A 14,367-nucleotide genomic window follows, 5' to 3' on the forward strand; every position below is an offset into this window, starting at 1 on the left:
AATCCCTCAGCGCCTATGATACTGCACCTCAAGGTGCGGAAAAGTCGGTCGCCGCCAGGTCCCCTAGCCCACTCACAAAAACTCCCACACACCAACATCACATACACCACCGCGGGGTGGAGCAGCCCGGTAGCTCGTCAGGCTCATAACCTGAAGGCCGCAGGTTCAAATCCTGCCCCCGCAACCACACCAATACAGTTCCAAAACCCCCGCTCTCTCACCGAGACAGCGGGGGTTTTCGTGTTGCGGGGAGTTTAGGTAGAAACTACTAAGGAAACAGACGGAAAGGCTTCCTGCAGTAATTTTCGCGTTTGGTAAAAGTATGTGAATTCTGGAATTAGCTGGCGTCATACACCCGGGCTACCAGCATCAAGTGTTTAATTGATGCTGGCTTATCCGCTAAGCCCTCCATGGGCAGGTAAAGCTATAAGCAAATCGTTCTTTAAGCTCTTTTGGCTGCTTCACGTGCGGCAAGCTTTTCTTCTTCGGTCCAGACCTTGCGCTCACGCTTGACCTGCGGCTTGACCTGTTTGACTGGGCCGCCTCCTAGCACGGGTGCTCTCATGGTTGAGTGACGTGCGGTTTCTGAATGCCAAGGATGATCGGTGTGAACCATTAATGTGCGACCGATCTCTTGTTCCACACCATGCAGCCACGCACGTTGTTCGGCATCACAAAGGGTAATGGCGAAACCACTGCGCCCAGCGCGGCCGGTACGACCGATCCGATGGACGTAACTCTCGGGTAGGCTTGGGAGATCATGGTTGAAAACATGTGTGACTGTGTCGACGTCGATGCCGCGGGCAGCAATATCTGTTGCGACAAGCACCTGTACAGCTCCCTCGCGGAACGCATTGAGTGCACGCTCTCGCTGCCCTTGAGATTTGTTGCCATGCAAAGCTTCAGCAGTAATTCCTGCCTCGGTTAAAAAGGCACAGACCTCATTGGCGATGTTCTTCTGAAGTGTGAAGACAACAGCCTGACCAACATCCTGTGTCTCGAGTTGTGCGAGAAGAGCTGCTTTTTTGTGGGCGGCATCCATAAACATCACCGACTGCTCAATTCGATCCACAGTGGTCGATGGAGGCGCAATTTCGACTTTTACTGGATCGCGGAGAAGGCTCTCGACCAGAGCTGTGATAGATTTCGGCATTGTCGCTGAAAATAGAACGGTATGCCGATCTTTCGGCAGCGTTGCGACAATACGCTCGATTGGTTTTGCAAAGCCCATATCCAGCATCTGATCGGCCTCATCAAGTACAAGCGCTTCAAGTTGCGAGAGATCGCATAAGCCCTGTTCGATAAGATCCAGAAGCCGTCCTGGAGCGGCGACAATAATGTCTACGCCATTTTCAAGTGCATTGACCTGATGGAATTGGCTGACACCGCCGAAAATCGTTGTTACGCGAAGGCTCAGATTGCGCCCGAATTTCTCAAAACCATCTGCAATCTGGGAAACAAGCTCACGTGTTGGTGCGAGTACGAGGACGCGTGCGCCACCTTTTGGTGCTGTACGAGAGTTGGCTGCCAAACGGTGGAGTAGCGGGAGCGCAAAAGATGCTGTCTTGCCTGTGCCAGTTTGCGCCATACCCAAGAGATCGCGGCCTGCCAGCAGCATAGGAATTGACTGTGCCTGGATGGGGGTAGGTGTGACATACCCTTCTTCAGCCAGAGCGCTTAGGAGAGTCGGCGCCAAGGAAAGATCGGCGAAAGTCATGGACATGGACACGCGGCGCCTCCGGCGCTCAATAATGCTGCGCCTGGTTGGGCTTCGCTGTTTCAGAACGCGGAGTTTTACGGGTGATGCCAAGCGGGGTCAACGCGTTCAATCGGTTCTTTTATCTCTATGCGCGCATCACATCTTCTGCGGTTCTTACAAGTACTCCCACCTATTAACCGCTCCAATAATTCATGATTTTGCGATATCTCGCATCGCTACCACCAGATTCATATGAGACGCTAAAAGACGCTGCGGGAGCGTAGGGAGATAAATACGAATGGCTTCCAGTCTTTTTGACTCTGGTAGTGTTGCGAAAGGCGGACGCGAGCTTTCACCATCACTGCCCGCATCATAACTTTTAGCGATCGCATTAATGAGGGAAGGCGGAACGGAAGCCAGCAGCGTCTTTTGGGCGGGAGTTAGAAGTCTGTCTCGCAAAGGGCCAGACAGGGTCCGAATTTCAGAGACTTTTGGAGGTTCGTAAGGCTTGAGTTGGGACAGCGGAAAATCGACTTCTACGCCATTGCTTTGCATCACATAACCAGTGGAACCTTCAATATCGACAAGTTTGCCGTCATGGGCGCCTTTGAGGTCCGAAACATGATCGCCGATTGAGAACTGTGCCATGGCTAACCTCACAATATGATGTGTCATAGGGGGGTATGAAATGCTTGGGCGTCAAGCAGGCTGCCACCCGTCAAACACTTTTTCCTGTTTGAGTGCGCAACGAATAATAACTGCGAAGTAATAAGTAGAAAATAGATCTCTATTTACGTCTTGGACGTAGATATGGATCTGCGTCAGTCTCTCATTACTGGAATAGAGATTATTCATTTCATCCAGGAAAGCACCCAAGTTCTGGCGGTTTCAGGCGTTCGTCAGCGCCAATGTAACTCTCTCATTTCGCAAAACTCATGCGATGGTTCTCTGACCCAAGACATCAGATACGCCCGTGACATCCGTCTTTGTATGGAATAATTGTTTGTTCCGGTAACGGGTGAAGGCCTGTCTTGGAATTCCATCCTATAAAATTACAAACCGAATTGCTGACGAATTTTTTGATGATAAAGCTTTTGCCTTTCAGCCTGCTCGTCAGAAAAATGTAATCTTCTTGAAACAAGCTCATGCATGAATTTTATTTCTTCGAGATGAGTATTTTGATTGAGCGTATGGGTCGAAGACGATTGATGTCGTCTATGGATGTTCATGGCATCGCTGACATAAACAACACTCACGTCCTTATTATCTAAAAGCTCAAGATAAACGCGCCAGTCTCCGGCGACGTTCAAAACTGCCAAGTCTTTCTTGCATTTTTTTAGAGCCGCTTGCATCGCTGTTTTTTGAAAAATAGCGCTGCTGACATTGAGAACCAGATTACGCTCAGCCAGGCATGTTTGGAGAAAATCTTGTCCGCTGAATTGCCCATCGTGTTCAAGAAGGTTTCCGGCTGCTTCCATGCAATATGGTTGATATGATGCGGAAAGCGGTGCGCCGTTCTCATCTATTGAGCGGCTATCACAAAATGCCATGACCGTGTTCGGGCACTGATGCGCAGCGTGAACAAGTTTTTCCAGAAAGTGAGGGTCACAGAGATCATCTGCTTCCGCGATCCAGACCCATTCGCCTTGTGCCTGTTTGAGTGCTTTCTGCCATTGAGCGAAGACCGATCCGGAAGGGCGTCTGCCTTTGATGATGCGAACGTCACGTCCCCACTCGGCAGCAGTATCCACCGCGATCTCGACGCTCTTATCTGTCGATGCATCATCGAGAACGATAATTTCCAGAACTGGAAACGTCTGCGTAAAAATGGAGACAAGCCGGGCCTCCAGATAACGAGCGTAATTGTAAGAGGGGACTACGACAGACACTGATGGGACTTTTGGCGCAGCCAGTCGCAGAAGTTGCTCAGCGTAAGGGCGAAAAAGAAAGGACTTCCCGAGTTTGCGTGCCGCGTCCTGTCGGCTGGTTTGAGTGCGGCCTTTTGACCATTGGGCAAGTTCCAGCGCTGCCAAACTCATGGCTCTGACATCGGCGAATGGCACAATTGTATTGCATGTTGTCGGGTCGTCTTGCAGGCTTTTAAGAAGCTCTGGAATGCCACCGTTGTCTGCAAAAGACGTACAGGGCAGGCCTGATGCCAGAGCTTCCAGGACGACGGAAGGGTAGGGGTCTTCGCGCGAGGTCAAAGTGAAGACGTCAGAGGCCGACAGCCAGTCTGATACGTTGCAAACACGACCCGGCATATGAAAGGTGCCGCTTGTGCGGGCATGATCGATTTCGGTTCTCAAACCATCCTGAAGGACCGGATCAATTGCACCGACCCATACACAATGAGCTCGCCCAGCCAGCTTCCTCCAGAGCTGGAGAAACAGGTCGAAACCTTTTCGCATATCCGCGTAGCCAACCCCAATGACCAGAAGATCCTGACCCGTAAGGCCTAACTGTGATCTGAGCGCTTCGCGAGCGGGCCTGCTGAAGGTTGTCTGATCATACAAACCCTGAGGAAGGATCGTCGTGCGAGGGTGTTTTTCCAAGCCGAGCCGTGCGGCGCAGGAGCGTGTGGGGACAACAACTGACTGGGCCGTTTCGCACGCGCCTCCCATAGATTTCCGTAGATCTCGGCTTTGGAGAAGGTGAGGTAATTCGTGAATAAGGAATGTGTAAGTGATTGCATTGTCATGCAACAGAGGCGCAATTGTCGATGACGCCGCGCTATTTAATAGCGCGTATTCAAAACCTTCTGCCCGCAACGTATTCAGGCGCGCCATGGCATGGCCAGTTGTGGGGGGCAAGATTTCAACAGGGGCAATGGCCCGGTAGTCTTCCATCATTGCGCCGCCTTCAAGCAGAATGAAGCGGATATCGACACCAAAAGATCTTCGGAATGTCCGACCTGTCTCCAGGAGGAGTTTTTGCGCGCCGGCAGGAAAAGCATCGTGCCCAATCAGCAGCAGGCGCACTTTGTTTGAGGAGCTTTTGAAGCCGGTGCAGGCTCTGGCTGTGGCATTCAGATAGGCGCTCCCAAAATGAACGTCTGGCTCTAGATAGGCGCCTTCTGCCCATTCATTCCACGCATTGATGCAGACAATGGATTCCCCGAAAAAGCGGTTCTTTTGCGCGGAGTTGACGAGGCCATTGAGCCATTTCTCATAAAGCTCAGGAGTTGACCCGTGCATGACGAGGCCGTTGCCCTGACGTCGTGCGTCATTATCCCATGAAGGCGCCGCTGTGCGGATAAGGGGAAAAGACGGGCTTGGCTGTCGGAGCGCATTTTCTACAATATCCGTGTAATCGTAGATCTGTCCTCTGAAGTCTTCGTCAAGAATTTGAACGTTTTCATTGATGAGGCGGCAGTCGGAAACGACTTTGTGCGGAGGGAATTCAATGGCTCCTTCAACACCGAAGGAATGAGGGTCTTCATCTCCAAAAGCCTGTCCCATAATAAATATGGGGTTGAGGCCATGTCTTTCCCGAAAGAGTTCACGCCAGCGCGCAAAGGCTTGTCGTGCATTGGGAATGGTTCCAGGGCGGTACACCATGAGGAGAGGGCGATCCCCGATCCTGATGTATCGTGGATCACACATATGTCTGGCAAAGCAGTCTACGAGAGCGTTGTCATCCTCGTCTCTGTAATGCTGGGCAATCAGAATATCATCTTCTGATCCGTCCCAGCGGCGGCTCCAGTTCTCATTGGCCCACATCAGACAAAATGGGAGGTCAATCTGAGGGTTGGCCAGAAGCATCTCTAACGGCCCGTCAAGGAGACGTTTTCGATTGAACCAGTAAAAATAGAAGACAAACCCTTCAATTCCGGCGGCCTTGGCCATTTGGGCCTGACGGTCCAGAAGGTCTGGAGAATTCAGAGTGTAATGACCCAGGTCACGCGGAATCCGGGGCTGATAATGATCTGCGAAGCGGGGGAGTGCGCGCGACGTATTGGTCCACTCTGTAAATCCCTTGCCCCACCATTCATCGTTTTCGGATGTGGCATGATATTGGGGCAAGTAATATGCAAGGACACGGGCGCGTCTGATTGCGCTCTGGGGAAGTGGGTTGAAATCCTCAAAGGAGGGGCCTGGCGCGCTACGCCGCCGAACTTCCCGAAAGACTGTGACTTCATTTGGCGGGCATGAAGAATGAATTCCCGAACGGTTCTTGTTCTCCAGATAGTGGAGAAGCGGATTACTGTCCGGAGCATGGCGAAGATAATTCTTCCGGTAGTAAACAGGGTCAAAGCCTTCAAATGGCTGCCTGGCCTCACGGAAGCCCTGGATCATGTAATGTTCCAGCGGGTCGAGACCGGCGGCGGCTACATCGGGATAGGTTTTTAAATAAAAAGCCGGATCAAACTCAGCAATAGGCTTTAATTTCTGGGTATGGCGGTTGAGCAGATAATGAGCCAGCGCCAGCATCCCTTGTGGAATGGGGTAAGTTTGAGTGTACCAGCCAGGATCAAACCAGCCGATTGGTCGGCGACCTTCTTTCTCTCCATTTGTGACGTAATGTAAGAGCGGATCTCCCAGAACATCCCGATTTTGGGCGATATACCAATGAGGATCAAAAAAAGGGTTGGGTTTGCGGCCCTCTTTCCAGCCGTGCTGGTGATAATGCCGCAGAGCTGCGGTTCCGAGGTTCTGGAGGTCTGGATTGTTCTTCAGATAATATGTTGCATCAAACACCCCGGAGTATCCCAGAATTTGAAGCGCGCTTGGTGCGAAAGCATCCGAGGCTGCAGAGACGGCTGGGCTGGATGAATCCGGGAGGGTGTGAAGCATGAAACGGTTTTTTACTGTTTCTTAATGAATTTCAAGTGCGTTAATTTATCGTCAATAAGAAGGGTGATTTGCCGTGGGGTGCGGAGAATGTCATACCGTCGGCCCCGAAGGGCATCGACGCCCTCCCGTCGGCATCGGAGGTGGAAGACTGATGGACCGCAGTGTGTCTTCCTTTGAGGAAGATAGTCCCGTTTACACGCATCAGACCATGTACCTGGAAGAGGGGATGGATCTGGAATGCGGCGTTCATCTTGCGCCGCTTGAAGTTGCTTACTGCACCTATGGCACCCTCGCGCCTGATCGCGGCAACGCCATACTGGTTTGTCATGCTCTGACCGGAGATCAGTATCTGGCGGAGCCTAATCCACTGACTGGCAAGTCGGGCTGGTGGAACCGCATGGTTGGGCCTGGCCTTCCAATCGATACGGACAGATTTTTCGTCATCTGCCCCAATGTGCTGGGCGGGTGCATGGGATCTACCGGTCCGAAGTCCATTCGGGCAGAGACCGGGCGGCCGTGGGATAGTGAATTTCCTCCCATCACCATGCACGATATCGTCGCTTCTCAGGCATGTCTGTTGAACCACTTGGGCATCAAGCGTCTTTTTGCTGTCGTAGGCGGCTCCATGGGAGGAATGCAGGCGCTGACGTGGATTGCCGATTATCCAGAGCGCGTCTTTGCGGCTTTGCCGATTGCAACGTCGCCGTTTCACTCAGCCCAGAATATTGCATTCAACGAAGTCAGCCGTCAGGCGATCTTTGCAGATCCTGACTGGCATGATGGCCATTACAGAGACTTTGGCGCCATTCCGGCTCGTGGCCTGGGGGTCGCGCGGATGATGGCCCACATTACTTATCTGTCTGAAGAGGCTCTGAGCCGGAAGTTCGGACGTAAAGTTCGAAGTGAAGCTCCAACGGCCGTGCCGGCTGCCAGCAGTCCTTCTCTGTTTGGTGAGATGTTCGAAGTTGAGAGTTATCTGCGGCATCAGGGTTCAACATTCGTGCGCCGGTTTGATGCAAATTCGTATCTGACAGTAACGCGGGCGATGGATTATTTTGATCTGGCCGCCGAGCATGATGGCGATCTTTCGGCACCGTTTCGCAAGTGCGAGACGCGTTTTTGCGTTGTGTCCTTTAGTTCAGACTGGCTTTTCCCCACGTCTCAGTCCCGTCTTCTGGTGCGGGCATTGAACAAAGCCGGAGCAAACGTCTCTTTTGTGGAAATTGAGAGCGATCGTGGGCATGACGCGTTTCTGCTAGACGAGCCTGATCTGGATCGAACGGTTCGGGGTTTCCTGAATGGTGCGGCTGAGCATGCAGGTCTGACGAAAGTGGAGGGGGTCTGATGCGGCTGGATCAGCGTTTGATTGCGGAGATGATTCCAACCCGGGCCCGCGTTCTGGATGTCGGAAGTGGCGACGGTACGCTCATCGATTATCTGTATCGGACGCGAAACTGCGACGCTCGCGGCATTGAAATCGACATGCAGAGCGTGACGCAGTCCGTTGCGCATGGTCTGCCGGTTATGCACGGAGATGCAGATCACGATCTGTCCTACTATCCCGATGACTCGTTTGACTATGTTGTTCTGCAAAGAACACTTCAGGCGGTTGAGCGTCCCCGGGAAGTGTTACGGCAAATGTTGCGGATAGGGCGCCACGCCATCATCTCTTTCCCGAATTTTGGTCATTGGCGGTTGCGTTTGCAGCTTCTGACAACCGGCCGCATGCCGATGACATCAGTGTGGAGTACGCCTTGGTATTCCACGCCCAACATCCATCCGTGCACTATTCGGGATTTCCTCGCGTTGTGTGAGGAAGAGGGATATATTGTGCAGCAATGGCTTGCCATTGATGAGGATGGGTTGAAAGCGCCTTGGCGGCGCTCAATTCGCTTCGCAAATCTCTTTGGTGAGCAGGCACTCTTTTTGTTGCGTCGCGGGTAGGGGGCGGTTCTTTTCTCTCTGTGCATTGTGCATGCTCGGGAGCTTCACTGTTTTGCAAAACACGTGAAATAATAATGATTTTTTATAAATCATAGCCCTCAATTCCCTTGCGAGGCAGGGGAAGCTGCCCTACATCCGTTTGCAGATATCTCTGCCTGAAAGCAGGGAGATGCTGACGGTTTCTTCGTCATGCTGGTCGATTTTGGCACAAGGTGCTTTGCTTCCCTGATTCTTGCAGGAAAAGTGAAGTGGGCAATGTGCGAAGGCTCTCGGGCTTCCGCGCATGTCCAGCCGTGTGCCTGCGTCTCGGTGTGAAGGTTCGTCTTTCATCAACTCTCTAGGCTCAAAGCAGGCATTTTCTTCGTGCATAAAGTGCGAACTAGCTGTGCGAGCCAGGCCTTGTTATCCCTCAGGAGGGGTCCATGACCAGTTTCGCAGAGCTCAAACTCGCCGAGCCACTTCAGAAAGCCCTTGCTGAAGAGGGTTACACCACGCCAACCCCCATTCAGGCTGGCTCCATTCCTTACCTTCTGGAAGGACGGGACCTTCTTGGTCTGGCTCAGACGGGAACAGGCAAGACGGCTGCATTCGCGCTGCCGATCCTGGACTACCTGCTGCGGCATCGTCGCCCGGCAACTCCAAAGAGTGTCCGGGTACTGGTTTTGGCTCCGACGCGTGAGCTGGCTTCCCAGATCGATGAGAGCTTTGCTGCATACGCACGCCACATGAAGCTGACGCATGCAGTCGTGTTCGGCGGGGTCGGACAGGGACGCCAGGTCGAGGCAACGCGCCGTGGCGTGGATGTTCTCGTGGCTGCGCCGGGCCGTCTGCTGGATCTGGTTGGGCAGGGTCACATCGATCTTTCTGCCCTGGAGGTTCTGGTGCTGGATGAAGCCGATCGTATGCTCGACATGGGCTTCGTCCGTGATATCCGCCGCATCATGGCTCTCTTGCCTGCGCGCCGTCAGACGGTTCTGTTCTCGGCAACGATGCCGCAGTCCATTAGCGATCTTGCTCATTCTCTGCTGAAGGACCCTGCTACTGTTCAGGTAACACCTGAATCCAGCACGGTTGATCGCATCCGTCAGGCTGTGATGTTCGTGGAGACGGACAAGAAAAAGGATGCGACACTGATGCTCGTTGAGAGCTCAAATGTCGTACGTGCGGTCGTGTTTACGCTGATGAAGCATGAAGCGAACAAGGTTGCGGAATTCCTGAACAAGAACGGCATTACGTCCGAAGCACTGCACGGGAACAAGTCCCAGGGTGCGCGTGAACGTGCCATGGCTGGCTTCCGCAACGGGACGATCAAGGTCCTGGTCGCGACAGACATTGCTGCGCGTGGCATTGACGTTGATGATGTTTCTCACGTCTTCAACTACGATCTGCCAAATGTCCCTGAATCTTACGTTCATCGTATCGGTCGTACAGCGCGTGCTGGCCGCGATGGCTGGGCCGTCTCGCTCTGCGATGCCGAGCAGCGTGCGTGGCTTCGGGATATCGAGAAGAAGATCGACAAGGCTATCCCTGTTGTAACCGATCATCCTTACCACTCTGATGCGGCTCAAAACTCCACGATGCGTCCGCCAGTGTTGGGTGGTGGTCGTGGCGGTGGCGGCCAGAGGGGCGGTGGTGGAAATGGCGGCGGTCGCCGTCGTTCCGGCCCTCCTGCTGGTGGACGTAGTGGTGATGGCGCTCGTCGTGGCGGCGGTGGTGGTCGCCCAACGGGTCGTCGTTGATCCATTTGTAGTGGATATTAAATAATAGTATGTAGTCCTGAGAGGGATTTCTACTTCTCCGCCTATTAAGTTAGGCGGAGATTTTTTTAGACATGACGTTGAAACTATTTTTTATGTAATGATAAATATATTTTTCTTGTAGAGCGCGAATAATCCGCGGAGATGCGCCTTTTCAGCTTCAGAGTGCTGTTTGAGATCGGTCAGAAACTCTGTACGGAGAGTTTGACTAAGTGCTTGAAAGTAGCTTGAGGACGCGCAAGGTTTGAACTGTTAAGCTTCCGGAAGCACATGAATAGCACGGCTGGAGATTGACCGGATGCCGGAGGATTGTTCAGTTCAGGAACCAATTATGCACGGTTGCCTTCTGCGTCAGATCAGCAGCAGATACGGCACAGTTTCAGACTAATCATAATCTTTTTAGGTAAGCGCTAGTTTGATCCTATGAATAGAGCAATCAGGTCAAGAAAATAGCCGCCAAAATTTTTGCTGTGATAGGAATGATTGGTTAAAATATATGTCAAGTATTTTGCATTTGTTTATATTCGCGTATCATACATCTATGATATGCGAATATAATTACATAATTCGGACTAGAAAAATTAGAAAACTGAAAATTTAGCGTGCAATCCACGCTGCCGTGATCGCTGGGCTTATAAGGGTGCTGATCAACTGATTGAACTTATAGAAACGGTCAGTCTTAGCATTCGCGATCAGGATCACGTCCTTGCTCTTGATGGGTATCCGCTGGGCAAGGAAATAGCTTGAAGGGTTCATCATATCCAGCTTGTAGATTACAGGAATTCCCTGGAGAGTTTCAGCAGTCTGCAGGTTCAGGGCTTTGGCTGCTACAGTGTCCTCAAAACGGAAGAGGAAGACAGCGTTAGGGTCCGCCAAGTTATCATTCGGGCCGCCAACGCGTGCGATTGCTTCTGCGAGGTTTACAGTAGGGGAGTTGAAATCAACTTGCATGGCATTCTTGGAAGCCGCGCCAAACACCGTATAGCTGCGGGGCTGGTAGACAACATGAATACGATCTCCCGGTCTGGCTGGAATATCTTCCTTGGGATAGGTCTCTAGCGTTCCGAGATCCGTACCCCCAGACTTATTGCCGCGAACAAGTTGAACGAACGTGTCTTCGGGGGGGTAATTTGCGCCTCCGGCAATAGCAACAACGTCTGACAGGCGTTCCTGTGCCGTGCTCAGCAGGACCCGTCCCGGATGATGAACGGCGCCCGAGATGATAACGGTGTTGGAAATGTCGGTGCCGATATGGACCATCACCTCTGCGTTCTGAGACTTCCCCGTTAGTGCCGTACGAATTTTCTCGGCAAGATTTTGAGGTGTCATCCCCACGACATGTAGGCGCCCTACATAAGGGATGGTCAGTGTTCCATCAGCTTCCACTTCGGTGGGGGGAAGAGTCTGGTGAGTTACACTTCCCGTTGCACCGGATGCGGCTGAGAGATCGGTGTTGGAACTGACACTGGGGGCTGCCCCCGAGAACAGGCCGCTTCCGAGTTCGAAAACCGTAATGTTGAGCACGTCCCCCACGCCGATACGGTCATTAGGTATCAGGCGTGAACTATCAGCATAAAGGGACGAGATAAGGGGGGGGTGTTCGGTTGCGAGTACCTTTGTGACTTCGGGCGTGACTTGCGTGACAAGAAAGCCCAAAGGATTCCGGGTCTTGTCGGTAGCCGCTTTCAGCACAGCACTCTCGGTGGGTGCATTCCCCGGGAGTGCACTGCATCCGCTGAGCGACAGGACGCCGAGTAGTAGTGCCATTCTGAGGGGTGAGCGGTTGCTACTTGGAAAACAATCGACACGCATAGAATAGAGAAGCCTTCGAATGGGGGAAAAGGAGAGGGTGTGCTCACGTGGCGGCAATGCTGTTATAGAAGGATGCCAGTCGTTGGCCATAGGCCTCTACTAAGAAAGATCTCTCTTTCGCTTTTTCGTAGTGCCCGATCATTCTTAGCTGACAGGAGACAGCATAATATCTACCAGAAATACGGTCAAAGAATGATCCCCTGGTTCTATATGTGACCGTCTCGGTAGCAATATAGCTTACAATTGGAGGGTTCTAAAAACCTATTGGTTTTGAGCTACTGTCTATGATTTCGTTCCTTCTGTTCTGACTGAAGGAATGGCGAGATGAAACAGTGCGGTTTTTTTTGATGTTAAAGAGCGACTGGCTCGCCTGAGCGGACTTGGTGATCAAATTCGAGGCATTTTCCTGAACTGTGGACTTTGAGATGTTTTGACCTGATATGGGTAAGAATTTGGTATATTCAGATGGGAATAAAGTCAGTCGATCCGGTTCTGATGTTCAAAATTCTAGTAATCGTAGGCGCTGAATAATTTGTTCGGTGAGCGGGCGAAGGAACTGATCAACGATCACCTCTCTTTCAAGCGCTTTTTTCAGTCTGGGACTATCGGACCTCGCTCTTGACGCAAAGACAATCTGACGGCTTCGAGAAGGTCTGAACCACCCGGGTGTGATTGAAACACTTAGATACGGTCTTGTGGGATGCCGGTTATCTGTAGGTGTCAGACCAGCTTTTGGTTGCTGCACTGATGGCGTTTCCAAACGCAGCGCAATGTCAATGGTGAGAAGTCAGACTTTTGGAATGGATTTGTTTTTAAGGCATGGAAAGAGAAGCCGGCAAGGCTGTCTCACAAGGACAGGTATTGCTGCTAAACGCGGAATTTTACGACGCTCAAGCGGCATAAGAACGGAGCGACCTGCAACAGATCTTGCCATTGAACCAGGAGTTTAGGCGATCAGAATCGAAGATGGGGCTGTTCACCAGCGTCATTGGAATAAAACGCGCCGCTTCCTCTTCATCGAGAGCATTGGTGGCATCGTATAGTAATCCAGAGCGCAATGCCTTCTGCTCTGTTTCAAATGCGGAGCAAAAGCTGTCTCGGACAACTATCAAGACCTATCCGTTGAGCCCCCAATCAGACTTTAGGAACCTCAATCGACGGTTCCTCGATTTCGCGATGCTATTGGTATCCGGAAATCTGTATTCCTAGATGAAATACAGATTTCCGACGATCCGTGCTTGGTGACGGTGCGATCTTCACACTGGCGCATCTGACTTAATTGATGTTTGACTGCTGATGCCTAGCGAGAAAAAAGGAAATAAATACTCAATCACAATGCTTGTAGCGCGACTTTTTTGTACTTTCCTGCTGAGGTGCAAAGGTAGAGATTGTCGTCATCCCATGTTACCTGCCCCTTCTTGCATTCCGTTGCCGGTTTGGGAGACGAGGTGGCAATAAGGCGCAGACCTTGAATATCCAGATAGCCGTTCTTGTCGAGGTGAGACGTTTCAGTGTGCTGCTGGTCGAACGTTTCCAGGAAAAAGCCAGTTTCGGTAGGCTGTGTCTTATAGAGTTGGATCATGTTCGTGGCATTACGGATTGAAATTCCGGTCGTCCAAGGAAGCCACGAATGGTCATAGGCGACGTGCATGATATCCAATGCAACCGAATTCGTCTGGTTTCCGGGCGCGCCTCCGCCAGTCAGAAATAGCCCACGAGACCATTTGCCATCCAGTACTTTGCCGTTAAAATTAACATCAACTTCCATATCTGTTGCAGAATTGGTGCTGAGGTTCAGAACATCGTTGTCAATTTCTGAACTGATGGACGTGTTCTTGCCGCCGCCCGTCCCGGAATCCATGCCCCGGTAGATGCAAGCAACCCAGTTTCGGTTCGGGTTGGGATTATGAAGATTGGGGCGATTGGGGCGGCATTCTAGAGAAACGGCCTGTGTGGTTACATGGTCTTTTTGCGGAAGTGCCGCTGGGTCAAACACGTATTTGAGATTAGAAGTGACATTCCACGGATTTGTATAGGTGGCGTTGAATGTTCCGCGCCCATTTTCAGGTGCACCAATACCCGGACCAGAGAAAATATTGCCATTCAAATGATAGGTGCCGAGCGTATTGCTGGGGAGCGCCTTGGAGAGATGGTATCCTTCCGTTGAAGGCGGAAAATAGACATCCGGAGCGGACGTAGTGGTGAATGCCTTTTCTATTTCCGTTTTATCGGAGGTAGCTCCTCGAAAATTTGCCGGCTTTCCATGTTCTGTGATGATCACGGGCTGCCCGAGCGCAACACCTGACGCGCCAAGAGATGTCGTGACTGCAATAATTAGTGCGAGTTTTCTTTTCATGAT

The 14,367-nt window shown here is 51.8% G+C and carries 8 protein-coding genes and 1 tRNA gene; 4 read left to right on the top strand and 5 right to left on the bottom strand.

The window, feature by feature from the left end:
• Positions 1-110 precede the first annotated feature (110 nt).
• A tRNA-Met gene (locus KP702_RS06815) sits at positions 111-187 on the top strand.
• Between the two features lie 255 nt (positions 188-442).
• Here the strand turns inward: KP702_RS06815 and KP702_RS06820 are convergent.
• The 3 genes from KP702_RS06820 to KP702_RS06830 all read right to left on the bottom strand — a co-directional run bounded on the left by KP702_RS06820 (position 443) and on the right by KP702_RS06830 (position 6,495).
• A complete protein-coding gene (locus KP702_RS06820) occupies positions 443-1,723 on the bottom strand; it encodes a DEAD/DEAH box helicase (protein WP_202208425.1) in 1,281 nt (426 codons plus the stop codon).
• A gap of 186 nt (positions 1,724-1,909) precedes the next feature.
• Entirely contained in the window at positions 1,910-2,347 is a 438-nt protein-coding gene (locus tag KP702_RS06825; protein WP_202208427.1) for a hypothetical protein, read from the bottom strand.
• A 404-nt stretch (positions 2,348-2,751) separates the two neighbouring features.
• The gene (locus KP702_RS06830) at positions 2,752-6,495 is read right to left on the bottom strand and encodes a glycoside hydrolase family 99-like domain-containing protein (protein WP_202208429.1); all 3,744 of its coding nucleotides are present in this window, start codon (positions 6,493-6,495) and stop codon (positions 2,752-2,754) included.
• A gap of 151 nt (positions 6,496-6,646) precedes the next feature.
• On the opposite strand from KP702_RS06830, the gene KP702_RS06835 reads away from it, so the two are divergent.
• The 3 genes from KP702_RS06835 (at position 6,647) to KP702_RS06845 (ending at position 10,178) form a co-directional block, all read left to right on the top strand.
• Positions 6,647-7,840, top strand: a complete 1,194-nt coding sequence (locus KP702_RS06835) for a homoserine O-acetyltransferase (protein WP_215768702.1) — start codon at positions 6,647-6,649, stop codon at positions 7,838-7,840.
• Positions 7,840-8,439: a methionine biosynthesis protein MetW gene (gene metW / locus KP702_RS06840; RefSeq protein ID WP_064273068.1), complete on the top strand. Its 600-nt coding sequence runs from the start codon at positions 7,840-7,842 to the stop codon at positions 8,437-8,439. The genes KP702_RS06835 and metW overlap by 1 nt, the downstream gene beginning before the upstream one ends.
• Before the next feature lie 422 nt (positions 8,440-8,861).
• Positions 8,862-10,178 (top strand): DEAD/DEAH box helicase, encoded by a 1,317-nt coding sequence (locus KP702_RS06845; RefSeq protein ID WP_202208432.1) that lies wholly within the window; start codon positions 8,862-8,864, stop codon positions 10,176-10,178.
• A 615-nt stretch (positions 10,179-10,793) separates the two neighbouring features.
• On the opposite strand, the gene KP702_RS06850 is transcribed toward KP702_RS06845, so the two are convergent.
• A complete protein-coding gene (locus tag KP702_RS06850; protein ID WP_237390079.1) occupies positions 10,794-11,963 on the bottom strand; it encodes a polysaccharide biosynthesis/export family protein in 1,170 nt (389 codons plus the stop codon).
• A 1,375-nt stretch (positions 11,964-13,338) separates the two neighbouring features.
• Positions 13,339-14,364, bottom strand: coding sequence for a hypothetical protein (locus KP702_RS06855; protein ID WP_215768703.1), 1,026 nt, complete (start codon positions 14,362-14,364; stop codon positions 13,339-13,341).
• Positions 14,365-14,367 lie beyond the last annotated feature (3 nt).

Source organism: Gluconobacter sp. P5B12, assembly GCF_018812035.1.
Lineage (GTDB): Bacteria > Pseudomonadota > Alphaproteobacteria > Acetobacterales > Acetobacteraceae > Gluconobacter.

Excerpts from the sequence above, each read along its gene's own strand:
- KP702_RS06820 (WP_202208425.1), bottom strand. The coding sequence starts at position 1,723 with ATGTCCATGACTTTCGCCGATCTTTCCTTGGCGCCGACTCTCCTAAGC.
- KP702_RS06825 (WP_202208427.1), bottom strand. The coding sequence starts at position 2,347 with ATGGCACAGTTCTCAATCGGCGATCATGTTTCGGACCTCAAAGGCGCC.
- KP702_RS06830 (WP_202208429.1), bottom strand. The coding sequence starts at position 6,495 with ATGCTTCACACCCTCCCGGATTCATCCAGCCCAGCCGTCTCTGCAGCC.
- KP702_RS06835 (WP_215768702.1), top strand. The coding sequence starts at position 6,647 with ATGGACCGCAGTGTGTCTTCCTTTGAGGAAGATAGTCCCGTTTACACG.
- metW (WP_064273068.1), top strand. The coding sequence starts at position 7,840 with ATGCGGCTGGATCAGCGTTTGATTGCGGAGATGATTCCAACCCGGGCC.
- KP702_RS06845 (WP_202208432.1), top strand. The coding sequence starts at position 8,862 with ATGACCAGTTTCGCAGAGCTCAAACTCGCCGAGCCACTTCAGAAAGCC.
- KP702_RS06850 (WP_237390079.1), bottom strand. The coding sequence starts at position 11,963 with ATGGCACTACTACTCGGCGTCCTGTCGCTCAGCGGATGCAGTGCACTC.
- KP702_RS06855 (WP_215768703.1), bottom strand. The coding sequence starts at position 14,364 with ATGAAAAGAAAACTCGCACTAATTATTGCAGTCACGACATCTCTTGGC.